Annotated in this window: 20 protein-coding genes; 10 read left to right on the top strand and 10 right to left on the bottom strand. The window is 69.5% G+C overall.

The genetic code is table 11. The features are described 5' to 3' along the window. Positions 1 to 411: 411 nt before the first annotated feature. The gene (locus tag WME97_RS22755; RefSeq protein WP_437554846.1) at positions 412 to 903 is read left to right on the top strand and encodes a nucleoside deaminase; all 492 of its coding nucleotides are present in this window, start codon (positions 412 to 414) and stop codon (positions 901 to 903) included. An 81-nt stretch (positions 904 to 984) separates the two neighbouring features. Here WME97_RS22755 and WME97_RS22750 read toward each other — a convergent pair whose 3' ends face one another. After that, on the bottom strand, positions 985 to 2,052 hold the full coding sequence (locus WME97_RS22750) for a hypothetical protein (RefSeq protein ID WP_437554845.1): 1,068 nt from the start codon (positions 2,050 to 2,052) through the stop codon (positions 985 to 987). 197 nt (positions 2,053 to 2,249) lie between these two features. Between WME97_RS22750 and WME97_RS22745 the strand changes: the two genes are divergently transcribed. After that, on the top strand, positions 2,250 to 3,326 hold the full coding sequence (locus WME97_RS22745; RefSeq protein ID WP_437554844.1) for an ABC transporter substrate-binding protein: 1,077 nt from the start codon (positions 2,250 to 2,252) through the stop codon (positions 3,324 to 3,326). Between the two features lie 27 nt (positions 3,327 to 3,353). Here the strand turns inward: WME97_RS22745 and WME97_RS22740 are convergent, their stop codons facing one another. Further along, on the bottom strand, positions 3,354 to 3,524 hold the full coding sequence (locus tag WME97_RS22740) for a hypothetical protein (protein WP_437554843.1): 171 nt from the start codon (positions 3,522 to 3,524) through the stop codon (positions 3,354 to 3,356). 92 nt (positions 3,525 to 3,616) lie between these two features. Continuing rightward, positions 3,617 to 4,438 carry a polysaccharide deacetylase family protein gene (locus WME97_RS22735; RefSeq protein ID WP_437554841.1) on the bottom strand — a complete coding sequence of 274 codons (822 nt, stop codon included), beginning with the start codon at positions 4,436 to 4,438 and terminating at the stop codon, positions 3,617 to 3,619. A 326-nt stretch (positions 4,439 to 4,764) separates the two neighbouring features. Between WME97_RS22735 and WME97_RS22730 the strand changes: the two genes are divergently transcribed. The 5 genes from WME97_RS22730 (at position 4,765) to WME97_RS22710 (ending at position 11,524) form a co-directional block, all read left to right on the top strand. Then, a complete protein-coding gene (locus tag WME97_RS22730; RefSeq protein WP_437554840.1) occupies positions 4,765 to 5,931 on the top strand; it encodes an alpha/beta hydrolase family esterase in 1,167 nt (388 codons plus the stop codon). 411 nt (positions 5,932 to 6,342) lie between these two features. Continuing rightward, the gene (locus WME97_RS22725) at positions 6,343 to 7,113 is read left to right on the top strand and encodes a response regulator transcription factor (RefSeq protein WP_437554839.1); all 771 of its coding nucleotides are present in this window, start codon (positions 6,343 to 6,345) and stop codon (positions 7,111 to 7,113) included. Between the two features lie 390 nt (positions 7,114 to 7,503). Further along, complete coding sequence (locus tag WME97_RS22720; protein WP_437554838.1) at positions 7,504 to 7,911, top strand: Kazal-type serine protease inhibitor family protein; 408 nt, start codon at positions 7,504 to 7,506, stop codon at positions 7,909 to 7,911. A gap of 367 nt (positions 7,912 to 8,278) precedes the next feature. Continuing rightward, positions 8,279 to 10,042: a CotH kinase family protein gene (locus WME97_RS22715; RefSeq protein WP_437554837.1), complete on the top strand. Its 1,764-nt coding sequence runs from the start codon at positions 8,279 to 8,281 to the stop codon at positions 10,040 to 10,042. A 171-nt stretch (positions 10,043 to 10,213) separates the two neighbouring features. Beyond that, entirely contained in the window at positions 10,214 to 11,524 is a 1,311-nt protein-coding gene (locus WME97_RS22710; protein WP_437554836.1) for a serpin family protein, read from the top strand. Between the two features lie 36 nt (positions 11,525 to 11,560). Here WME97_RS22710 and WME97_RS22705 read toward each other — a convergent pair whose 3' ends face one another. From WME97_RS22705 to WME97_RS22690, 4 genes are all read right to left on the bottom strand, one after another. Beyond that, positions 11,561 to 11,749 carry a hypothetical protein gene (locus WME97_RS22705; protein WP_437554835.1) on the bottom strand — a complete coding sequence of 63 codons (189 nt, stop codon included), beginning with the start codon at positions 11,747 to 11,749 and terminating at the stop codon, positions 11,561 to 11,563. Between the two features lie 8 nt (positions 11,750 to 11,757). Further along, a complete protein-coding gene (locus WME97_RS22700; protein WP_437554834.1) occupies positions 11,758 to 11,907 on the bottom strand; it encodes a hypothetical protein in 150 nt (49 codons plus the stop codon). Positions 11,908 to 12,016: 109 nt separating this feature from the next. Then, a complete protein-coding gene (locus WME97_RS22695) occupies positions 12,017 to 13,105 on the bottom strand; it encodes a hypothetical protein (RefSeq protein ID WP_437554833.1) in 1,089 nt (362 codons plus the stop codon). Between the two features lie 112 nt (positions 13,106 to 13,217). Then, the gene (locus WME97_RS22690; RefSeq protein ID WP_437554832.1) at positions 13,218 to 13,607 is read right to left on the bottom strand and encodes a hypothetical protein; all 390 of its coding nucleotides are present in this window, start codon (positions 13,605 to 13,607) and stop codon (positions 13,218 to 13,220) included. A 493-nt stretch (positions 13,608 to 14,100) separates the two neighbouring features. Between WME97_RS22690 and WME97_RS22685 the strand changes: the two genes are divergently transcribed. Next, entirely contained in the window at positions 14,101 to 15,084 is a 984-nt protein-coding gene (locus WME97_RS22685; RefSeq protein WP_437554831.1) for an MBL fold metallo-hydrolase, read from the top strand. A gap of 54 nt (positions 15,085 to 15,138) precedes the next feature. On the opposite strand, the gene WME97_RS22680 is transcribed toward WME97_RS22685, so the two are convergent. Beyond that, positions 15,139 to 16,059, bottom strand: a complete 921-nt coding sequence (locus tag WME97_RS22680; protein WP_437554830.1) for an AraC family transcriptional regulator — start codon at positions 16,057 to 16,059, stop codon at positions 15,139 to 15,141. Between the two features lie 222 nt (positions 16,060 to 16,281). On the opposite strand from WME97_RS22680, the gene WME97_RS22675 reads away from it, so the two are divergent. Both WME97_RS22675 and WME97_RS22670 read left to right on the top strand, forming a co-directional pair. Further along, a complete protein-coding gene (locus tag WME97_RS22675; RefSeq protein ID WP_437554829.1) occupies positions 16,282 to 16,641 on the top strand; it encodes an SLOG family protein in 360 nt (119 codons plus the stop codon). 53 nt (positions 16,642 to 16,694) lie between these two features. Further along, positions 16,695 to 17,237: a hypothetical protein gene (locus WME97_RS22670; protein WP_437554828.1), complete on the top strand. Its 543-nt coding sequence runs from the start codon at positions 16,695 to 16,697 to the stop codon at positions 17,235 to 17,237. Between the two features lie 447 nt (positions 17,238 to 17,684). Here WME97_RS22670 and WME97_RS22665 read toward each other — a convergent pair whose 3' ends face one another. Together WME97_RS22665 and WME97_RS22660 are read right to left on the bottom strand one after the other, a co-directional pair. After that, on the bottom strand, positions 17,685 to 19,061 hold the full coding sequence (locus tag WME97_RS22665; RefSeq protein WP_437554827.1) for a DUF5939 domain-containing protein: 1,377 nt from the start codon (positions 19,059 to 19,061) through the stop codon (positions 17,685 to 17,687). A gap of 127 nt (positions 19,062 to 19,188) precedes the next feature. Continuing rightward, positions 19,189 to 21,936: a bifunctional acetate--CoA ligase family protein/GNAT family N-acetyltransferase gene (locus WME97_RS22660; protein ID WP_437554826.1), complete on the bottom strand. Its 2,748-nt coding sequence runs from the start codon at positions 21,934 to 21,936 to the stop codon at positions 19,189 to 19,191. Positions 21,937 to 22,057 lie beyond the last annotated feature (121 nt).

The raw sequence follows: 22,057 nt of genomic DNA, 5'->3' as shown, positions 1-22,057 counted from the left end.
GAGCTCGCGTTTCGACGTCTTTCCCGCGGATTGAGGTCGCAACCAGGGGGCGCGTAGCCCTGTCCTCTTTGCGGATCACCGTGAGCATGACGCGTCCTTTTGCGCATTCTAGCAAGATCTTGATGTTGGCTCCGTCTTCCTTAGTCCCTAATTTCCGAGCTCGCAATGTCGTCCGGCCCGAAGGTGCCGGCAGTGACAGCGCCTTGAACGTCGCCATGGGAGTTCGCGGAGCGATGCCGGTGTCTGGCGCGGTCGAGGAGCTACCCCCAGGATGCCGCAGGCGATCGACCTCTGCCGTTGACACCGCATGCGCAGTGCGAGAGGATGAGCCGACGCAGCGACCATGAGGGCATCCACAGGCCCAGGCGTGATCCCGCGCTCGAGCTCGGTGAACGGCGAGGTCAGTTTACCATGACCCATCCAGTAGACGACCCCCTGGACGCGGGCTTCATGCAGCTCGCCGTGGACGCCTCGAGCGACGCCCTGCGCGCCGGCAACATGCCGTTCGGCGCCGTGCTCGTGCAAGGCGGCCAGGTGATCCATGTGAGCTTCAACCAGCGGCGCACGGCCAACGCAGGGCAGGGGGACTGCACCGCGCATGCAGAGGTGGTGTTGATCCGCGAAGCAACGGCGGCGCACGGCCCGGAAGCGCTCGCGGGCGGCACCGTGTACGCCAGCGGGGAGCCTTGCGCCATGTGCTCGGGGGCGTTGTTCTGGGCGGGGGTGAGCCGCATCGTCTACGCCGCCAGCACGCCGGACATCATCGCGGTGCTCGGCGGGCCAGCGCTGCCGGTGCGCTGCCACGAGGTGCTGGCGCAGGCCTCGCCCGCCGTGCGCGTGGACGGGCCGATCCTGCGAGAGGCCGCCGTGGCGCTGCTGCGGAGCGCCGTGGAGCGGTCGTAGCCCGCTCCGCGCTCGACAGGCCATCATCCTGCCCGCTGTCCGCGCGGCGCCCCTGAGCGCATGCGCCTCGAGGTCATCCGCTCAGAATGCGATCGTGGAGTACGGGCAGCGCTTCTTGATCTCGTCCACATCGCACGCCTGAGGTGGCATGCAGTTGAACGAGGGCGGGCAGCTCGGGTCCTGCTCGCAGCCGCAGCCGCACTCGTTGGAGACGTAGGTCAAGCCTCCGGTGCAGGCGAAGTCGATGAGCGCGCACTCCTCCGGGCTGGTGCTCACGTACTGGCGCCACCACTCGCTCGACGGGTCGCATCCGCAATAACGCTCGGTGCACGCCACGCCCCCGCCGGCGGTGCAGGTGCAGGTGTTGCAGCCGTCGAGGGAGGGGAAGCTGTCGCCCTGCTCGTATCCCACGCCTCCGTAGGTGCAGGCCTCCAGACAGCCCTTCTCCGTGCATGCGACGCTGCCATCCCCGCCGCACGTGCAGGTGTTGCAGCCGTCGAGGGCCGGGAAGCTGTCGCCCGGCCTGTACTCCACGCCTCCATACGTGCAGCCCTCCGGGCAAGCCACGTCCGTGCACACGATTTCGCCGTCCGCGTTGCACGTGCAGCTGTTGCAGCCGTCGTCCGGTGGGACCGGCGCCCCCGCCGCGTAACCGATGCCGTCTCGTTCGCAGCCGTGACACCCGATCTTGGTACAGCCGACGCTCCCGGAGCCCGAGGGATCGCAGGTGCAGGTGTTGCACCCGTCGGACGCCGGGAACGACTCACCGGGCAGATAGGCGAGCCCCTCGTAGATGCAGCCGCCGGTGCACTCGATCAGCGTGCAGGCGACGTTCCCGTCCTCCATGCAGAAGCAGCTGTTGCACCCGTCCCCGGCAGGGAACGACTCGCCCTGCGCGTGCGTGACCCCTCCCCACGTGCACTCGGCGATGCACGCCATATCGGTGCAGGAGACGTTCCCGTCCTCCGAGCAGAAGCAGCTGTTGCACCCTTCCTTGTCACGAAATTCGTCGCCGGGGCTGTACTCGACGCCGTCGTATTCACAGGTCGTCCAGCCGAGCGGTCCGCAGCCCGCGAGCGCGCCGGAAAGGGCGATCGCGAGCGAGAACACGGGGCCGAAATGAAGCCACGTAGGTCGAAGGTCTGTCATTGGATTCGCTCCTGTGCCAAAGAGTGCCAGGGCCGCGCGTCGGGGGATCCCTGGAAAAGCGCGCGGTTTGATGCAAGACAGCGTTCTAGAAAAACTCGTGCCAGGCACGTCGAGGGCCACGCGTTCTGGCGCATGCGCGAGTCCGTCGGCAAGGAGGGGGCTTGTATTATAACGGATACTCGTCTAATATAACGGACATGACTCCTCCGCGTCCCCTTCCTCCTGGCCTGCTCCGCGCCGCGTGGCCTGCGGTCCTCCTGTTCGTCGTGCTGGTGTCGTGCGCCGCGGGGGGCTGCTCGCGCGACGACGCCTCGCGCGCCTCCGCCGCCGGATCGGAGGGCGAGTTCGAGACGCTCGAGCTCCGCTATCAGGGCAACAACGGCACCGTGTCGCCGATCGAGCTCGCCGAGGATCTCGGTTACCTCGCGCCGATCCGCCTGAATTTCATCGGCAGCACGGTGAGCGGCCCGCAGAGCGTGCAGGCCGTGGTCACCGGCGACACCGACTTCGGCGGCGCCTTCAACGGCGCCATCGTCAAGCTGATCGCGGCCAAGGCGCCCATCATCGCCGTCGCCGGCTACTACGGTGTCGACGAGCAACGCCAGAGCGGCTTCTACGTGCTGAACGACAGCCCTCTGCGCACGGCGCGCGATCTCCTGGACAAGACGATCTCCATGAACACGCTCGGCGCTCACAGCGAGTTCATGATCAAGGAGTTTCTGTCGCGTGGCCAGCTCGCGCCGGAGGAGGCCCGGCGCGTCACGCTGCTCGTCGTTCCCCCGGTGAACGGCGAGCAGCTGCTCCGCGAGAAGCAGGTCGACGTGGCGACGCTCGGCGACATCTACCGCGATCGCGCGCTCGAGCGCGGCGGCATTCGATCGCTGTTCTCGGACTATGAGCTCTACGGCAAGTTCACCGCGGGCAGCTACGTGATGAAGACGAGCTTCATCAAGGAAAACCCGAAGACCGCGCGGCGCTTCGTCGAGGCGACGGCCAAGGCCATCGAGTGGGCCCGGGACACCCCGCGCGAGACGGTGGTGGCGCGCTGCATCGCGCTGATGAAGAAGCGCGGCCGGAACGAGGAGGACTCGGCCATCAAGTTCTGGCGCAGCTACGGCGTCGCCGGAAAAGGCGGCCTGATCGCGGAGCGCGATTTCCAGGTCTGGATCGACTGGATGGTCAAGAGCGGCGAGCTCAAGCCGGGCGAGATCGCCCTGAGCCGCGTCTACACGAACGAGCTCAACCCCTACGCGAACGACCAGGCCGCGAAGTAGTCGGGGTCGGTCGCCCCCCTGGATGCGTCAGGGCAGCGCGCGGGGCTTCCAGAAACTTTCGAGCTTCTCCTCTCTCAGGACTTGATCGAGGAAGCTGCGGTCGACCCAGGGCTCGAAGTCGAACGTCGTGCGGATCAGGCCCAGGCGCCTGGCGTCGGCGATGCTCGCCTTGTAGGGAGCGACCACGTACGCGTCCACGAGCGGGCTGTCCCTGTCTCGCGCCGACTCGCCACCTCAAATCCTCTGGATCCAGGAGAAGCATCGGGCGCCTCGTCCACGCCACAGGCCGCCTAGCGAGGCACCTCGCCGCGGATCACCTGCCGCACGGTCAGGACGGCGACGCGGCCCGCGTCGCGCTCTTCCGCGAGCCAGTCGAGGAGGGTGGAGAAGTCCTGTCTGGAGATGCTGTACGTGCCGCAGGCGTCACAGACGTGGTGGAAGATGAGCTGTATCCATCCGCCGTCCTGCTGCGCGCTGCGGATGAGAGCCTTGATCGTGGGGACGCCCTGGCTGCGGGTGAGCGATCCGGGCGCGCGGGTGGCGGTCGGGTCGGGGGGAGGGATGGACTCCGTCCGTGGGCACGAGATGCATGAGGCGAACGCGAGCCCGCCCGCGCGTCTTCCGCTGTCGTAACCGCAGGCGCGCACCAGCGCGGTGCTGACGCTGTCGTGAGCGCCCCAGGGGTAGGCGAAGTCGCTCACGGCGAAGCCCAGCGCGAGGAGGGCGCGGCGATCATCGCAGATCTGCCGGCGCTGCTCGCCGGCGCTGAGCCCGGGCAGCCGCACGTGATTGACGGTGTGACCGCCGATCTCATGGCCGTCGGACGCGAGCGCGCGGAGCTGCGCGACCGTCAGGTAGCCGGGGCGGCCGAGCACACCGCTGTTCACGAAGAACGTGGCATGCATCCTGTGCTGGGCGAGGATGGAGCGCACGGAGAGCTGATCCGCCAGCGTGTCGTCGAATTCGATGGACACGACAAGGGCGCCCGGGTGACGCCCGGTCACGTGGACCGGGGAGAGGAGGACGGCGGCAAGGCACGCCACGACGAACGCCAGCGCCGCCTGCTGTCGGCGCGTCGCGGGGCGCCGCGCAAAGCCGCTCTCCGTGGGCACGATCTCCACGGAACACGTCGCCGTATCATCGACCGTGCCCGGGCCTCCGGCGCCCTTCCGGGAAGACCAGCGCGCTCTGCGCCTTCCAGGAACGCCTGGAGATGCTCCCGGGAACGCGCGGCGGCGAGCGGCTGCGGCGCCGAGGCATAGGCCAGTATGCCCATGCCTCGAGCCGGCGACCTCGGATATGACAGCCACGTGCATCGGGTGATGTGACCACGGATGGCGAGCCGGGAAGACGAGGGGCGGCGCTGTCTCGCGCTTCCGAGGACGTGGCCCGAGCACCGGATGGCGGTCTTGAACCCACCGGACAGAGGTGCTGACCAATGACGTACGGACGAACGAGTTTACCGAAGCTGATTCTGGTGCTGGGAGCGCTCGGCATCTCCCTCTGGGGCTGCGGTGGTGACAGCGATGGGACCACCAGCGCCGGCGGCGACGGCGGCGGCCCCGCCGCGGGCGCCAGCACGAGCAGCAGCTCGGGCAGCGGCAGCGGGAGCGTGTCGGCGGGCACGACGGGCTCGACCAGCAGCAGCACCGGCAGCGATGGCGCCAGCACGAGCGGCGCCGGCGGCGACGGCGGCGGCGGCGGCCCCGCCGCGGGCGCCAGCACGAGCAGCGCGGGTGGCGGCGCCAGCACGAGCAGCGCGGGTGGCGGCGCCAGCACGAGCGGCGCGGGTGGCGGCGAGCCCATCACCTGCCCGTCGACCGCGCTGAGGGCCGGCGACACGAACAAGACGATCACGGTCGGCGGCTCGAACCGCAGCTATGTCCTGCATGTCCCTGCCGCGTACGACGGCAGCAAGCCGGTGCCTCTCGTGGTGGACCTCCACCCCCTCGGCGGCTCTGGCCCGTCGGAGCGATCGGGCTCGCCGTATCCGGCGCAGACCGACCCGGAGGGCGTGATCATGGCCTTCCCGTCAGGGCTCGCCGGCCCCTCGGGCGGCGCCTGGAACGTGGGGCCCTGCTGCGTGAAGAACACCGACGACGTGGCCTTCGTCAAGGCGATGGTGGCCCAGATCCAGGAGACCGCCTGCATCGACCCCAAGCGCATCTACGCGGTCGGCTTCTCGATGGGAGGTGGAATGTCCCACTACCTCGCTTGCCACGCGGCCGATACGTTCGCCGCCGTGGCGCCCGCCGCCTTCGATCTCCTGCAGGAGAACATCGCCGATTGCAAGCCGTCGCGCCCCATCACCGTGATCTCGTTCCGCAGCACCGGGGATCCGATCGTGCCTTACGCCGGTGGACACTCCGCGGTGGTGAGCGGCATGCCCATCACGTTCCTCGGGGCGAAATCGACCCTCGAGAAGTGGGGCCAGATCAACAAGTGCACGGGCTCGCCATCGGCCGAAGACAGCAAGGGCTGCTCGACCTTCTCGAACTGCGAGGGCGGCGTCGAAGTGGCCCTCTGCACGAAGCAGGGAGGGGGCCACGACTACGGCAACGCCGCGGTCGGCTGGCCGGTCCTGAAGCGGCACACCATGCCGTAGCCTCTTCCTGACGCGCGCTCTGCGTGCTCGACGCGGCGCGTCCCCCCACTCCCGTGCACGGCGTCCCTCGATCGTCGCCGTCCTGCCCACACCCGCCTCCACGCTCGAGCGACTCCGCTGACATCGAGGTGCGACCCGCTCTGGGATGCGATGACGCTGCGCATCCCACAGCGCGGTCTGTCGGCCTGCAGCGCCATCAGAAGAATCTGCTGCCGATGCGCGAATACCGCGTGATCGTAGCTGCGGCGTGACACGCGAACTCGCGCGTTGGTGGCCGACGCCTTGATCGTTCGACGTGGCGAGTGATACTTTGGGAGCCTGCCTCCCGAGCGGTTTCGTCGTCCAGCGGGAGGCGTCAACGAGCTTCCCATGAAGGTCAGCGGAACCACAATCCTGACGCGGAAAACCTTGGTGAGCCGGAGATTCGGCTCGGAAGCGTGGCGCGGCCTCTTTCGTGACATGGCGCTGAGCCACCCGTGGTTCAGGCAGCCGATCACGGCCAGCAGCCTGGTTCCGCTGCCCGAGTTCCTCACGTTCCACGACGAGCTCGTGCGGCGCTTCTATCCGGACCGCAAGGACGCCCTCTTCGAGCTCGGGGCCGAGTCGGCGCGCTGGGCGCTCGTCGATGGCCCGCTGAAGCGCTTCGTCCGAGATCCGGGGATGTCCTCGCTGGTCACGGCCATTCCCACCCTCTGGCATCGTTACTTTTCCGAGACCGACAGCCGCTCCGAAGCGGCGCTGCGGGACGCCGGCGTCGAATTTCGAGTTCACGACCTCCCGGCCTGGCACCCGTATTTCGAGCATTTCGTGATCGGGTACACGAAGGAGATGCTGGAGCTCTATTGCGCCAACCCGATCTGGACCCATCGCCTCGCCGGGGGGCGCGGGACGACGTACAACTACCTGCTCGCCACCGATCCCGTTCCGAGCGCTCCTCCGAGCGGAGAGCGCGCCGGCGACGGGTGCGCTCGGCCCGTCCGAGCACGAAGGGCGCTCACGGCGCGCGAGCTGGAGGTGCTGCGGCTCGTCGGGGTCGGCAAGACCAACCGCGAGATCGCCGTCGTCCTCGACATCTCCCAGAAGACCGTGCAGCACCACATCGCCCACGCCTACGACAAGCTCGGCATCTATAGCCGCGCCGGGGCGACGCTGTGGCTGGGCGAGCGGGGGCTCCTGGGCTGAGGGGCGACGCGAGCGCGCGCCCGCGCAGGCCGCGCTGCGGGGGCAGGTTGCGCCAGCCCTCGCTCACGTTGCGCAGCTTTCGCCCGATCCGGGCGGCCCCTAACGCCGCAGCCGGGCGTGCCCGCCGTGGAAACCGCGCCGCCCGACGTGTGGCCTGACTCCTGCCAAGGAGACTGTGCCCCCGCGGCGCTGCGACCGTCGGCTCGAGGTCTCATCGCACGTAGGTCGCGTCGAGTTGACTCTCATGCTCGCCGACCGATCGACAGGGGGATGACAGGGATCACGCGCCGCGCTCGCGCTCGGCGCAAGGCGCCCTTTCTCTCCAGGGGAAAGGCTCGTGCACGGTCATCGCTTTGTCGGGAGCGGCGAGGCGACATTGGAGGAAACATCATGAACGTTCAGGCTTGGTTCAAGGCCAGTCGCATGGCATCCGTCGTCTGGCTCGCGCTCGCCATGGCCCCGCTCGCCGCGGGCTGTCAGGTGGAGGTGGCCGACGATGCGCCCGAATCGATCGTCTCCGAGCCGAGTGAGGTGAGGGGAGGCGGCGGGCACCAGGGCCTCGTCTGCGGCGGCCTCGCCGGGATCGCGTGCGAGCGCGGCTCCTTCTGTGACTACGACATCAAGGCGCAGTGCGGCGCGGGCGATCAGACGGGCGTCTGCGCGCCCATCCCGCAGGCGTGCACCCAGGTGTACAATCCCGTTTGCGGCTGCGACGGCAAGACGTACAGCAATGCATGCTTCGCGAACGCGGCAGGCGTCTCGGTCGCGTCGCCCGGCAAGTGCGGCGTGCCCTCGTGATCGCGCGCCGCGGGGGGCCTGACGTGCCGCGTCCCCCCGCGGCGTCGACTCGATAGCTCTCGCCGTCCTCCCGCGTCGATGTCGACTTACCTCGCTCTCCCAGGGGAGCGGAGGGGCCTGCGCGATCGTCGCGGGAGGGCGCGCGGCGCGCCTGCGCCGCCCTCCTCCAACGTGGAAATCTCCGCTGCATCATGAATGGAAGAATCCACCGCGATCGATGTGGAAAGTTCCACCTCACGCCAGCCCTGCGCCTCGGGCCGATCTGGCCGATGACGGCATGCCGCACGCTTCTGGCGCGAGGTTTCGTCACACGATCGATCCAGAATTGACATAATATCGCCCCGAAACGCGAGCTGAGGAGCGATCGATGACCTTGAGAATTCTTCGTTGCCTGTTGCCTTTCGCCACGCTGGCGGCCGCGCCTCTCGTGGGCTGCGGCTCGTCCGACGACCCCGGCGCGACCGGGGCGGGCGCCGGCGCGAGCAGCAGCACCGGGGGGCAGGGCGCGGGAGGCGACGGCGCAGGGGGCGACGGCGGGGCGGGCGGCGTCCCCACGGAGCCGCCGGACTACGCCGCCGCGTTCCCGCAGGACCGGGTTCCCCGCATCGACATCACCATCACGCCCGAGCAGTGGCAGCAGATGGTCGACGACATGACGGACTTGGCCGGCGAGTTCGGCTCGCAGGGCGGTCCCTTCGCGCCGCCTCCGGAGTGGGTCACGGCCTGCGATGGCCTCGTGGCCGGCGACGCCTGCACGATAGACCTCTTCGGGGCCGTCACCGAGGGAGCGTGCACGGAGCTCCCCGGCGGCCTGACCTGCCAGCCGCCCCCGCAGGAGCCCGGGGAATTCGTGCCGCCGCCGGACTGGATCGCCGCCTGCGAGGGGCTGGCGGCGGACGCCGACTGCACGATCGACATCTTCGGGACCGCCACCGAGGGGGTGTGCACCGACGTCGAGGGCGAGCTGACCTGCATGCCGCCCGGCCCTGGGGGCGGCGATCCGGGGCTCATCAGCAGCGTCGAGCTGCTCCCGCGCACGCCGGTCTACGTCGAGTGCGACGTCGCCACCGAGGATCGGCAGTGGAAGCACGTCGGCATCCGCTTCAAGGGCAACTCGAGCCTGCTCCTGCCCTGGAACGCGGGCAACTGGAAGCTGCCGCTGCGCCTCAACTTCGACCGATTCGAGGACGAGTATCCCGAGACCAAGAATCAGCGCTTCTACGGGTTCGACTCGATGTCGTTCGCGAGCGGGTACCTGGATCCCTCGCTCCTGCGCGAGAAGATCGGCACCGACATCTTCGCCAAGGCGGGGATCCCTGCGCCCGCGACCGCGTTCTACCGGGTCTTCGTCGATCACGGGGAAGGTCCCGTCTATTTCGGGCTGTACACCGGCATCGAGCTCCCGTCGGACGAGTCGTTCCTCGATACCCATTTCGGCGGCCACAAGGGCAACCTCTACAAGCCCGATGGCACCGGCGCGCGGTGGGAGACGTGGGACCCCGACACCATCGTCAAGGAGAACAACGAGGACGACACCGATCTCTCGGACGCGCGGGCGCTGTTCGACGCGCTGCACGCCGACAGGACCGACGCCGCCGCCTGGCGCGCGGGGCTCGAGGCGCGCCTCGACGTCGACGGCTTCCTGCACTGGTTCGCGCTGAACGCGGTGATCGAGGACTGGGACGTGTACGGCCGCCTGCCGCACAACTACTATCTCTACGCGGACCCGAACAAGGGCGGGCAGTTCACGTGGATCCCCTGGGATCACACCTTCGCGTTCTCGGACGCGGACGCGGGCGTGACCATCGGGCTGACGGCGCTGCCCCTCTCGATGGCCGAGGTGACCGAGCAATGGCCGCTCGTCCGGTTCCTGCTCGACGATCCGGTCTATCTCGATGTCTACCGCGGCTACGTGGCGCAGGCCGCCACCAAGGAGTACGAGGCGGCCGCTTCCGAGGCGTGGTTCAAGGCGGCGCACGACCTGATCGCGCCGTACGTCGTCGGGCCGGAGGGCGAGATCGAGGGGCACACGCACCTCACGACGCCCGAGGACTTCGAGAACGGACTCGCCACGCTGATCGCCCACGCCAAGGGACGGACAGCGGAGGTCGCCCTCTACCTCGAGCAGTGAGGGTCGCGTCGCCTCCGCACAGGACGAACGCGTCCTGTGCCACAGTGGGCCAACCATGTCCCTGCGATCGCGGGCGCTGCGCCGGTGGGTGTCACCGCCGCGAGAGCGGCCATCTCCGCGGGGGTCGATGAGGCCGGGGCCCTTGGCACAAGCGCTGCTGCGCCGGGGCCCATGCGTTATCACCAATTTTCTTCAATCCTCATCCCTCTGTCCGTGCTCCTCGCGGGCTGCTCCTCGGGCGGCACAGGGGAGGACCCGGAGCCCTCGCCGTCCGGATGCAGCGATCCGGAGACGGTGGGGTGCGTCCTCACCTCCGAGAAGCAGCGGATCCTCGAGCCCTCGGTGCCCGACGCCGATCGCGAGGCGCTCGCCGACGGCAACACGGCGTTCGCGCTCGACCTCTACGGGGAGCTCGGTGGCGAGCCGGGCAACATGTTCTATTCGCCGCACAGCGTGTCGAGCGCGCTCGCGATGACGTACGCGGGCGCGCGCACGGAGACGGAGGCGGAGATGGCGAGCGCGCTTCGCTTCACGCTGCCTCAGGAGCGGCTGCACCCGGCGTTCAACGCGCTGGATCTGGCGCTCGAGAGCCGCGGCGAGGTCGCCGAGGGGCAGGACGGCGAGGGGTTCCAGCTCAACATCGCCAACGCGCTCTGGGGGCAGGTCGGCTATCCGTTCCTGCCCGCGTTCCTCGACGTGCTCGCGGAGAACTACGGGGCCGGGATGAATCTCGTCGACTTCGGCCGGACGAGCGAGACCCGGGAGATCATCAACGGGTGGGTCGCAGAGCGCACCGAGGACCGGATCAAGGACCTCCTGCCGGAAGGCTCCATCAGCAGCGCGACCCGGCTCGTGCTGACGAACGCCATCTATTTCAACGCGGCGTGGAAGTTCCCCTTCAAGGAGGAGGACACCGCCCCGGGCGATTTCACGCTGGCGGACGGCTCCACGGTCTCCGTACCGATGATGGCCGCCACGTCGGAGGTCCGCTACGGCGAGGGCGACGGCTACGCGGCGCTCGAGATGCCCTATGACGGCGACGAGCTGTCGATGGTGCTCGTGCTGCCGTCCGACATCGAGGCGTTCGAGGAAGGCCTCGACGGCGCGCGGCTCGACGGCGTCCTGGGCTCGCTGGAGCCGCGGAACGTCACCATCGGGCTGCCGAAATTCAAGGTGGAGTCGACGTTCGACCTCATCCCGCCGCTCATGGATCTGGGGATGAGTGCCGCCTTCGGCGCCGCGGATTTCTCGGGGATCGACGGGCAGGGGGGCCTGTTCATCTCCGCCGTGGTCCACAAGGCGTTCGTCTCCGTGAACGAGGCGGGCACGGAGGCCGCGGCGGCGACCGCGGTGGTCCTCGACGAGAGCGGGCCGCCCGAGCCCGCGGCCATCCGCTTCGATCGCCCGTTCTTCTTCTTCATCCGGGACAACGCGACGAGCGCGATCCTGTTCGTGGGTCGCGTGGCCGACCCGTCGGCGTAGCGCCGCGAGGCCGCGCGTCCGGCGCGCGGGTACGGCTCACCCGGCGGTCGCCTCGCGCAGCGGGGCGCCCGCCTCCGCGCCTCGCCCGTCGAGCCTCCGGAACTCCCGGCCGACCAGGGGGATCACGAGCACGAAGAGCGCGATGTCGATCGCGGCGTTCGCCCAGAACACCCCGCTCACCCCGGCAATCTTGGGCAAGAGCCACATCAGAGGGAGATAAAACACGAGCTGCCTCAGCAGGGCGAGCGCGTCGCGAGCTTCGCCCGCTCCACGGAGGGGAAGAACGCCAGCGCCATGAAGACCCACGGCATGACGGGCAGGGCGAGGACGGAGATCCGGAAGTCGAGCAGCTGCTGCGCCGCGAAGTCGAACCCCGGCAGCATGGATCCGAGGACGGCCTCAGGGGGCGTCTCTATCGCTCATTGCACGGTCGGCGCATGGTCTGAAAGAACGAACTACGCCTCGGCCGTCGCCGATTCCGGCGTCGAGGCGTCATCTCGAAGGGCTGCGCGGCTTTCGCCGACGCGCCGGGCGCCGCCGCGAGGCTGCCCCGAGGCGCTTTTGGATCGCCGCCTGCGTCTCGCGAGGCAGCGCAGCGATGTACTCCGCGGACAACGCGCGGAGCATCGCGTCCGGCAGGGCGAGAACCGCCTGCGCCTCGGTGAGCCCGGCGAGCCGCTGCTCGGGGGCGAGCCCGGCGAGCCGCTGCTCGGGGGCGAGCCCGGCGAGCCGTTGCTCGGGGGCGAGCCCGGCGAGCCGCTGCTCGGGGGCGAGCCCGGCGAGTAGCTGCTCGGGGGCGAGCCCGGCGAGCCGCTGCTTGGGCGGCACCCGCGCGACGAGGCGCGTGAGCACCTTCTCGAAGCTCTCGACCACCCGCTTTTCGTCCTTCATGTGCCGCTTCCTCTGCCCCGGGAGCGGACGTCGAAGCTGCTCGACATGCTCCAGGAGCGCCCAGAACACCGCGATCTCCGTCGGGGAGAGCGCCGGGATCCCGCCGGGGTCGGCGACCATCCCAGGCGTCACAGTGTACAGCAGATGGTCGCCCTCGCGAGCGTTCGCCGGCACCGTCTCCACCACCCGCAGCGGAAAGACGCAGAGCCGACCCTCGTGTGTGCCCGGTCCTGTGGGCGTGAGCGCGCAGCCGAGCGATCTGAGCGCCTCGACGAAGCGCGGGGTCAGGCGGGGCGCGAGCACGCGGAGGGCGACGGAGGCGGGGTCCTCAATCTCTGCAACGACGAGGTACTGCAGCGCGTAAGCGAGGAGCATGCGGGCGTCGTCGCGTTCGAGCTCGTCGGTCGGCCCCTTGAAGTGCACCAAGGTGTGCTCGGCCAGCCCGCCCACGACGCTGGTGAGAAGGCTCGGCCTGGGCGGAGCGCCGCGCCGCCGGCGCCGAAGGATGACGAGGTCGACGCGGAGCGGCTCGCGCGCGAGCTGAAACTCCGAGATGCACTGATACCAGCCCGCGGGCAGCACGTGCTCGAGGAGCGCGACGAGTACCGGGTGCCATGCCGTGTACACGCGAACGCGACGGCGCCCCTGCGGGGAGCGCGTCCCGCTCTTCGTCGCCGTTCGCGCGGCCATCGCCATGCGGAGCAGCGTTACCACGACCGCCGTCGACAGGCGAGCTCGTGACGTGAAGCGGTGACGCCGGCGGCGCAGCGCGGTCCCCCGCCATTCATGACTACCAGCACGATTACGTGACGCCCGGAGTCGTCGTTCCGGTGAAGGCATCCCAGGCCCGAATGTAAGCGCGCGCATCGGGCCCCAGATGAGAGACGACGCGCGCAGCGGCGGCAGGGGCATCGACGCTGTGGGCGCAGATCGCCTCCAGGAGCCCCGTCGCGACCGCATCTGCCTCTGGGCCACTTCCTGAAAGCGAACGCTCCACGAGCCGCGAAACCTCATCAAGCGTGACGTCATCGAGGTCGGACTCAAGCTGAACAAGCGCACGACCGATGCGGCCGAAGACGACCGTCACAGGCGCCGAATCGGGCTCCCAGTAGGCGACGACCTCAGACACCGCTTCCCGCAGCTTCGGGTGGCATGCGGCGAAATCCTGGTACGGGTTGAGCGAGTCTGTCATCAACGTTCCCTTACTTGGAGAGGGCTCCGCCTCGACGTTCAGGCGGTACGGGGCCGGGGAGAGCCTCGGTGACGAGGTCGTTGAGATTCCGATGGAGATGTGTGCGGTTGGTCTTGGGCCGTGGAGAGACATGAGCCCGTCGCTCGATGAAATGGCGTTCAGGGTGGCCCCGTCCAGCACCGTCGCCGCTGGGCTGTCGAGTGCGCCGCCCGCGCGCCGCGTCCCTGTCCCATGAGCTACCCCCATGTGAACGATACTACAGCGCTATGCGGCTTCTGTAAGGGCGATCTTCGTGTCGGCCGGGCGCCGCCGAGGCCGGTCCGACTGGCGCCGAGGCGGCCTACAGCGGCTGCGTACGACGGTCTGATCGACGCTGGCGCGCAGGAGCAAAACATTGGCTTCTGGAAGGAAGCGCGCCAGCGCCGATCTCCGCATCTTCTCCCCCGTCTCCGGGGCAGGACGCCCCGCGATGCCATCGAGAGAGGAACCCCCCATGTCGAAGCTCATCCGCGCCGCCGCTGTCGCCTCGTTCACCGCCCTCGCCGCCTGCGCCTCGGAGGCCGCGGGCCCGAGCGTGCCTGTGGAGGGCCCTACCGGCGCGCCGGCCGCGCGGCTCGCCGCGTTCACGTCGGACGCCGCCGGCTTTGATACACGCTCGTATTACTACGACACCGGGCGCGAGGTCGTCGTGTTCGACGCCCAGTTCACGGTTGCGTACGCCCGGAGCGCCATCGAGCAGATCCGCCGGGAGACGCAGAGCCCGATCACGTACGTCGTGGTGACGCACCCGAATCCGGACAAGTTCAACGGCACCTCCGAGTTCCAGAAGATCGGCGCGAAGGTCGTCGCGAGCCGCGCCACCTCGGGCGCGATCGACGAGGTCCACGCCTACAAGAAGGCGTACTTCATCGGCGCGGGCATGTTCACCGAGGAGACGTACCCGCCGAAGGCCGTCGTCGACGTGACGTTCGAGGGCACGACCTCGCTCCCGCTGGAGGCCGGCGCGGTCGAGCTGCGCGAGCTCGAGCACGCCGGCATCTCGACGACGCAGACCGTCGCGATCGTCCCCTCGGCCAGGGCGCTCGTCGTCGGTGATCTCGTGCACCACAAGGCGCACGCGTGGCTCGAGGGCGGCCTCCGCGACGGCAAGCCGTCGCCCGACCTCGCCTCGTGGCGCGCGGCGCTCGACGAGCTGCTGGAGTTCGACGGGCTAACGGTTCACGGCGGCCGGGGGCAGACCGCCCCGGTGCGCGCCGCGGTGGACGAGCAGAAGGCGTACCTCACCGGGATGGAGTCGCTCGTCGAGCGCTACGTCGCCTCGCTCGGCGCGAAGAAGAGCGAGCTCTCGGGGGCCGAGGCGTCGAGCCACCACAAGAAGATTGCGGCCCTCGCGAGCGCCGAGTTCCCTGACTACGATCTCGCCTACATGATCGAGTACGGCGTCTACGGCCTGGTGAACGCGATCGCGAGCAAGTGAGGGCCTCGGCGCGGCCGCCCGGGAGCGCTGTTCGCCCGCGCGCGCCGCGCCGCTTCACCTCGCGGGCGCTTCGTTCGCCTGCGCGCGGGCCCGGAAGTCCTTCGGCCGCTCGCCCGTGAAGGCGGCGAACGCGCGCGTGAACGCCCCCAGGCTGTCGAAGCCGACCGCGACGGCGACGTCGGTGACGCGGGCGCCGCTCACGGCCAGCAGATCCATCGCGCGCAGCATCCGGGCGGTGCTCAGGTACTCGGTCCACGTCGTCCGCGCCTCCTCGACGAACCGCCGCGACAGCGTGCGCGTCGAGGTGCGCGCCGCGCGCGCCGCGTCGTCGAGGGTCGGGTGCTCGCCGAGGTGCTCGCGCGCGAACCGCATCGCCCGAGCGAGCTCGGACGAGCGCGCGACCGGCAGCTTGAACGGGAGCGGCTCGGCGACCCACTCCCGGCACAGCGCGCCGAGCGTCTTGAAGAAGAGCGAGGCGGTCGCGTCGCGCCCGCCGTGGTCTGGCCCCCAGCGCATCGCGTGGAGGACCATCTCTCGCGCGAGCGGCGTCACCGCGAAGACGCGGCAGTCGACGCGCTCCTCGCCTGATGAATCGCCAGAAGGCAGCGGCACCTGGGTGAGCCGCGGCGACAGGTAGACCGTCCGCAGCGCGACGGGCCCCGCGGCGTGCGCGCGGTGCATGACGTGGGCCGCGATGAACGCCGCGCGCTGCGGCGGCAGGATCCAGTGGGCGCTGCCGACCTCGAGGTGCAGGACGCCCGCGCTCGCGTAGAGCAGCTGGTGCTTGCGGTGCGCGTGCACGTCGCCGCTGAACGGCAGCACATCGTCGGCGAGGCCGAACGCGGGCAGGTCCACCGCATCGACGTCGACCGGCGCGCGAGGCGCGGAGCCCGACGCCCCCGGCGCAGGCGAGCCGGCGAAGAGCGGGACGGACGCCTTCAGGACGCTCCCGGCCGGAGGGCGCGTCGTGCTCACCCTGCGCGCGGCCTGCCCATCGGCACGGCGGATTGCACTTCTCGATCCCATGCTCGTTGAGATGATAGGGCGGAATTCGCCGCGACGACGCTCGGCGAGGCGGTTGCCCCATAGCGCGGGATGCTTCGGCGGGCGGGTGCGGGTGCTACGCCGGGAGGGCCAGCCGGGAATGTGTACATCCTGATGTTCCCGCTCTGCGCGCTTCGAGGGTAGGATGGTGGAATGACGCGTGTGATCGTCGCCGGCGCCGTGGCGTGGACCAACGTGGACGCGATCCGGCGCGAGCTGGCGAGGCTTCCGGTGGGGGCGACCGTGATCCACGGCGACTCGCCGGGCGCGGACGCCCTTGCCGGGCGCGTAGCCGCCGAGCTGGGGCTCGACGTGGAGCCGATGGCGAAGAACAAGGCGGACTATGCGAAGTACAAGCGTGGTGCCTGGAAGGGGCTCAACGAGCGGATGCTGGCGAGCGGGGTGGCGCGGGTGCTGGTGTTTCATGCGGCGTTCGAGAAGAGCCGCGGGTCGGGACACCTCGCCGGGCTGGCGAAGGCCGCTGGTGTCGATGTGAGCGTGTTCGCGGAGTGAGGGGCGCGGAGGGCGCGGCTGGCAGGAGTGCAACTGTTGAGAGGTTCTGGGACATGACGGCAGCTTGGCGACAGCACCCGAGGCTCGAGGGCCGCTTCCACGTCGACCACCCGGACGACCTGCAAGTCCTGGTTCACGACGGCGGGCCGCGGCTCACCGATCGCCGTCCGGAGCTCGTCTGGGTGCGCGTCACCGCATGCCACGGCGATGTCTTTAGCGCCCGGGTCCTGAACCAGCCGCACCAGTTGAAGACCGTCAGCGAAGGCGCAGAGGTCCGGTTCATTGCGCCGACCGGCGGCGAGCACTTGCTGCAGGTCCGCGAGCGGTACCTGCGAGAGCGCGAAGACTGGATCATTGGGCCGTGTAGCAAGTGCGGCCTGGACGAGCTGTTCGACGCGCCTTCCGAGCTGATGGCGAAGGTCTTCCCAAATATTCCTGCCGGCGCAAGAATGGACGCGTTCAGCGCCTTCTGCGGTGCCTGTGGCGGTGTCCAGCTGGTCCAGCACAAGGACTTCAGAGAGGACGATGGTGAGGGGCCGGGCGAGCAGACGGAACAGCGGTCTCCAGGGAAAAAGTGGTGGCAAATCTGGAGGTGAACCCTTGGATGAATGGCCATCACGAGAGGTCATCCAGACGCGTGAAGGGCGAAGGGAGTGCGAACGTAGCCGACACACACGCTAACTCCCCGATGGATCGGCCGGCGCTTCGCGCCGCGGTTCATCCGAGGGTTGGGCAGACTGGAGCAGACTCATGGGCAGCTACCTGTTCCGCGTAACCTGCACAGCGTGCGCGTTCGAGGGAATGCTGCGCGAAGTGAGAATCAAGCCATGCAGCATCCATCGTGTCCCGGAATGCTGCAGTTTGCGATGCACGCTCATGCCATCCCGCGCGCCTGCGCGTACTCGGTGGAGGGGTACCCGCTTGCGTTGTGACGTGGGCAGAGGAGCTTGCGATGAGGCTCGGAGGCGATCGACGGGACGACGCGGAGCGCGCCGCGGGCCGTGCACAGTCAGCGGGTCCGGTGCGTCGGAGACGCGCGCGGGTCAACGCGCAGCCATGCCGGGAAAACCCGCCGAATGCACGGTGCGGGTCCCCTCGATCCCCTTCAGGTCGACGTGCGAGGCGCGCGGTGGCGTCCAGCCCTCATCGGTGAGCATGCCGACGAGCTCGGCGTCGGCGGCGAGCGGCGCGGAGACGGTGAGCTCGCCGCCTGCAGAGACGCCGAGCATGCGCGCCGCCGTGTTCACGGTGCGGCCGAAGTAGTCGAGTCGCTGGTTCAGGTTGACGAGCAACGCCGGGCCGCGGTGCATGCCCGCCCGGAGCACGAGGCGCTCGCCCTCGGGCCGGCCGGCGTTGCGGCCGAGCATGCCGCGCATGGCTGCGCTCAGCGCCGTCACCGCGGACCGCTCGTCCAGGAAGGTGGCCATGACCGCGTCGCCGATCGTCTTGACCACCGCGCCGCCCTGAGCTTCGACGGCGCCGATCACGATGTCGAAGTGATCGCGCACCAGGTTGTACGCGGGGGCGTCGCCGATCCGCTCGTACAGCCGCGTGGAGCCGCACAGATCGGTGAAGACGACGAGGACCGATCGGACCGTCAGCCGCTCCCGCGCCGACAGCACCATGCCGCCGAAGTAGCGCCGGTACTCCGGCACATGGAGCAGCTCGAGCCCGCTGAGCCGCCGCGGCAGGCTGGCCGGATCGAGCTCGTCCTTCAGGACATCGTGATGAACGATGAAGCCGCACTGCGGCCAGCCGACGTTGGTGAGCGCGATCTTGAGCGGGCCGGGCCGCACCACGAGCTCCGTCACGTCGAAGTGGGGTCCCGCGAGCTGCGAGATCGCGACGGCCTGCACCTCGTCCGTGGGCTCACCCTCGACGCGAAGGATGCCCTTGGCGCGGGTCAAGGGGCAGAAGTAGCGGTAGCGGCCGGCGGTGAGCACCTCGGTCGCCGTCACGGTCTCGCCGAGCGCGGCGGTCATGCCATAGCGGGGGTGGAGCGCCGACGGCGGCTGGCAAACCGGGGGGAAGCCGAGGTCCTCGATGGACCGGCCGAGCGAGAACGTCACCTCGACGCGCACCGAGATGTCGACGTCGAAGGAGTACTCGCACATCGGGCAGAACGAGACGGCGGCGGCCGCGGCGAGGTCGTCGATCGCCTCGGCCAGCATGTTGCAATGGCCGCAGTGGACGTCCCAGTGCATGTCGAAGAGGCCAGTCTGGGTGCCGTGCAGCAGGACGCGGATGACCGCGTGCGCGTCGAGCGCGGTGTCCGCCGCGACCACGTGGGGGTTGATACGGTAGCGACGGATGAGCGGCGCGTCGTGGAGCCATCGCTCGACCGCGTCGATCTCGCCTGCGTTCACGGGGTGCTGCTGCCTGAGCCGCTCGAACAGGGTCTTCAGACGGTGGGTATCCATGGCTGCTCCCCGAGCATGCGCATGCCTCGCAGGCGGCGGGAAGCGCCACGTGCGTGCCCGGCCGCGCCGCCCCCCACGTTCCCACGGGTGCTCCAGCAGCGCGGCTGTCGCACAGGACCTATCGCGCCTACAGCGTCAGCTCCGCCCTCGCGGTCGAGTCCCCGATCTCGCGCGTCACCCGGAAGCCGAGCTTCTGCGCCACGCGCTGCATCTCCACGTTCTCGGCCAGGATGTCGGCGCTGATGCGGGAGAGCCCCTCGTCGCGGCCGATCTGGACGAGGAGGCTCAGCAGCCGGGAACCGAGCCCCTGCCTCTGGTGCTCGTCGCTGATCAGCAGGGCGAACTCCGCGTCGCGCGTGCCTGGCAGCTTGCTCAGCCGGCCGACGCCGATGATCTGCCGCTGCGCGCCGCCCGCGGGCGGCTTCTCGACGACCAGCGCCATCTCGCGGTCGTAGTCCGCGAAGCAGACGCGCGTCAGCCGCTCGTGCGCGGTGCGCAGGTCGAGCTGCATCGGGTAGAAATACCGGAGCCGCACGGTCCGCTCGGACAGCTTCTTGTGGAACTCGACCATCTGCGGCTCGTCCTCGGGGCGGATGGGCCGAATCGTGAACGACGCCTGCCCGTCCTTGCTCTTGAGCTCCGTCACATACTGGGTGGGATACTCGCGGATCGCCGACCTGGGGAGCGAGGACTCCGGCGTGTCCGGCGCCTGCAGGACGACGCGGGCGTCGAGGGCGATGGCCCCCTCCGCGTTCACGGAGAGCGGGTTGATGTCGATCTCGCTTATCCATCGCTGCTCGATCACGAGCTGCGAGAACCTCACGAGCAGGTGATCGAGCATCGTGAGGTCCACCGGCTTGCGGCCGCGCACGCCCTGGAGCGCGCGGTAGATCCTCGTCTGCTCCATCATGCGACGCGCCAGCGTCGCGTTGAGCGGCGGCAGACCGAGCGAGCGGTCCTTGAAGATCTCGACGAGCTGCCCGCCGGCCCCGAACAGGAGCACCGGGCCGAACTGCGGATCGATCGAGCTGCCGAGGATGATCTCGTAGGCGTCCTTCAGCGAGATCATCGGCTGGACCGTCACGCCCTGGAAGTGCTGCGCGCCGGCCAGGCGCGAGACGCTCTCCTGGATCTCCTCGAACGCCCTGCGTACGGCGTCATCGTCGCGCAGACCGAGCTTCACGCCGCCCACGTCGGTCTTGTGGGTGATCGTGGCGCTGTACAGCTTGAGGACGGCCGGATACCCCATCTGCCTGGCCGTCGCCACGGCCTCGTCCGCGCTCCTCGCGACGGCCGTCGGCACCGTCGGGATGCCGTACGCCGCCATGAGCTGCTTCGACTCCACCTCATCCAGGAGCGTCCGGCCCGACGCGCGGACGCCGGCGATGAGCTCCCTGGCCCTCTCGCGATCGACGTTCAGCGCCCGCTCGTCCGTGCTCGGCGTCTCGTACAGGGCGCGGAGGGCGTACGCGTAACGGAACATCGAGCAGAACGAGCGAGCGGCGGTGTCGGGGTACTCGAACGTCGGGACCCCGGCGCGGTTCAAGATGGCTTTGCCCGCCTCCACCTCCACGCCGCCCATCCAGCTGGCGAGGACGGGCTTGCCCTCGACGTGCGCGTGCTTGCGCAGCGCCTCGGCGGTCTGGGTCGGCTCGGTCATGTCCTGCGGCGTGAGGATGACGAGCACGCCGTCGTTGTTCGGGTCCTTCGCGCAGATCTCCAGGGCCTTCGCGTAGCGGTCTTCGCCGGCGTCGCCGAGCACGTCGACCGGGTTGTTGCGGCTCCACGCGGCGGGGAGGAAGCCGCTCAGCTCGCCAAGGGTCTCCGGCGAGAGCGGCGCCAGCTCGCCGCCGTTCGCGACGAGCGCGTCCGCCGCCAGCACGCCCGGGCCGCCGGCGTTGGTGACGATGCACAGCCGGTTGCCGCCGGGCCGCGGCTGCTTGGCCAGCGTCTCGGCCATGGAGAACAGGTCCGCGATGTCGTTCACGCGCAGCACGCCCACGCGCCGGAACGCCGCGTCGAGCACCTCGTCCGAGCCGGTGAGCGAGCCGGTGTGCGAGGCGGCCGCCTTCGCCGCCGCCTCGCTGCGGCCTGGCTTGATCACGATGATCGGCTTGGTGAGCGCCACCTCGCGGGCGGCCGACAGGAACGCTCGCGCGTCGCGCGGGTCGCCGATCGACTCCATGTAGATGAGGATGCTGCTCGTCTTGGGGTCGTTGCCGAGGTGATCGATCAGGTCGCCCCAGCCGACGTCGAGCATCGAGCCGACGCTGACGAACGCGCTGAAGCCGACCTGCTCCTTGAGGCTCCAGTCGAGCACCGCCGTGCAGAGCGCGCCGGACTGGCTGATGAACGCGACCTTGCCGGGCCGCGCCTGCCCCTTCGCGAACGTCGCGTTGAGCCCGCCGATCGGGTTCATGACGCCGAGGCAGTTCGGGCCGATGATGCGCATCTTCCCGCGGGCGCGCTCCATGATCTGCCGCTCGAGCTGGACGCCCGGGGGGCCCATCTCCTTGAAGCCGGCCGAGATGATGATCGCGCCGGGGACGCCGGCGTCCACGCATTCGCCGATGAGGCCCGGCACGCTCCCGGCGGGCGTGACGAGGACCGCGAGATCCACCTTCGCCGGCACGGCCGCGATGCTCGGATAGGCCTTGATGCCGAGGACGCTCTGCCGCTTCGGGTTCACCGGATAGACGGTGCCGCCGAACGGGTTGCTGATCAGGTTCCAGAGGAGCGTGCGGCCGACGGCGCCGCTGTTCTCGGTCGCGCCGATGACCGCGACGTTCCGCGGCCTGAAGATGGGGTCGAGGCTCTGAGGCTCCTGACGAAGGACATCGTGGGCACGGTCGGTCATGGGTACGGAGTCAGCCATGAAGCTCCTCGAGGGTGGATGGGGCGAACGCTCCAGGGGCCGTTGCGCGGGAACGACGATGGCCGTCGTGCCACACGGCCGGCCTTGGCGCATGGGGAGTCTCTGCGAACAGGGCAGGGGC

Source organism: Sorangium sp. So ce367 (assembly GCF_051520455.1).
In the GTDB taxonomy this organism is placed as follows: Bacteria; Myxococcota_A; Polyangia; order Polyangiales; family Polyangiaceae; genus Sorangium; species Sorangium cellulosum_B.
This window is presented reverse-complemented; position numbering and strand designations above follow the sequence as displayed.

Coding starts and splice junctions, on each gene's coding strand:
- WME97_RS22745 (WP_437554844.1), top strand. CDS start 2,250: ATGACTCCTCCGCGTCCCCTTCCTCCTGGCCTGCTCCGCGCCGCGTGG.
- WME97_RS22700 (WP_437554834.1), bottom strand. CDS start 11,907: ATGCTGCCGGGGTTCGACTTCGCGGCGCAGCAGCTGCTCGACTTCCGG.
- WME97_RS22715 (WP_437554837.1), top strand. CDS start 8,279: ATGACCTTGAGAATTCTTCGTTGCCTGTTGCCTTTCGCCACGCTGGCG.
- WME97_RS22730 (WP_437554840.1), top strand. CDS start 4,765: ATGACGTACGGACGAACGAGTTTACCGAAGCTGATTCTGGTGCTGGGA.
- WME97_RS22750 (WP_437554845.1), bottom strand. CDS start 2,052: ATGACAGACCTTCGACCTACGTGGCTTCATTTCGGCCCCGTGTTCTCG.
- WME97_RS22755 (WP_437554846.1), top strand. CDS start 412: ATGACCCATCCAGTAGACGACCCCCTGGACGCGGGCTTCATGCAGCTC.
- WME97_RS22675 (WP_437554829.1), top strand. CDS start 16,282: ATGACGCGTGTGATCGTCGCCGGCGCCGTGGCGTGGACCAACGTGGAC.
- WME97_RS22685 (WP_437554831.1), top strand. CDS start 14,101: ATGTCGAAGCTCATCCGCGCCGCCGCTGTCGCCTCGTTCACCGCCCTC.
- WME97_RS22710 (WP_437554836.1), top strand. CDS start 10,214: ATGCGTTATCACCAATTTTCTTCAATCCTCATCCCTCTGTCCGTGCTC.
- WME97_RS22695 (WP_437554833.1), bottom strand. CDS start 13,105: ATGGCCGCGCGAACGGCGACGAAGAGCGGGACGCGCTCCCCGCAGGGG.
- WME97_RS22670 (WP_437554828.1), top strand. CDS start 16,695: ATGACGGCAGCTTGGCGACAGCACCCGAGGCTCGAGGGCCGCTTCCAC.
- WME97_RS22690 (WP_437554832.1), bottom strand. CDS start 13,607: ATGACAGACTCGCTCAACCCGTACCAGGATTTCGCCGCATGCCACCCG.
- WME97_RS22660 (WP_437554826.1), bottom strand. CDS start 21,936: ATGGCTGACTCCGTACCCATGACCGACCGTGCCCACGATGTCCTTCGT.
- WME97_RS22665 (WP_437554827.1), bottom strand. CDS start 19,061: ATGGATACCCACCGTCTGAAGACCCTGTTCGAGCGGCTCAGGCAGCAG.
- WME97_RS22720 (WP_437554838.1), top strand. CDS start 7,504: ATGAACGTTCAGGCTTGGTTCAAGGCCAGTCGCATGGCATCCGTCGTC.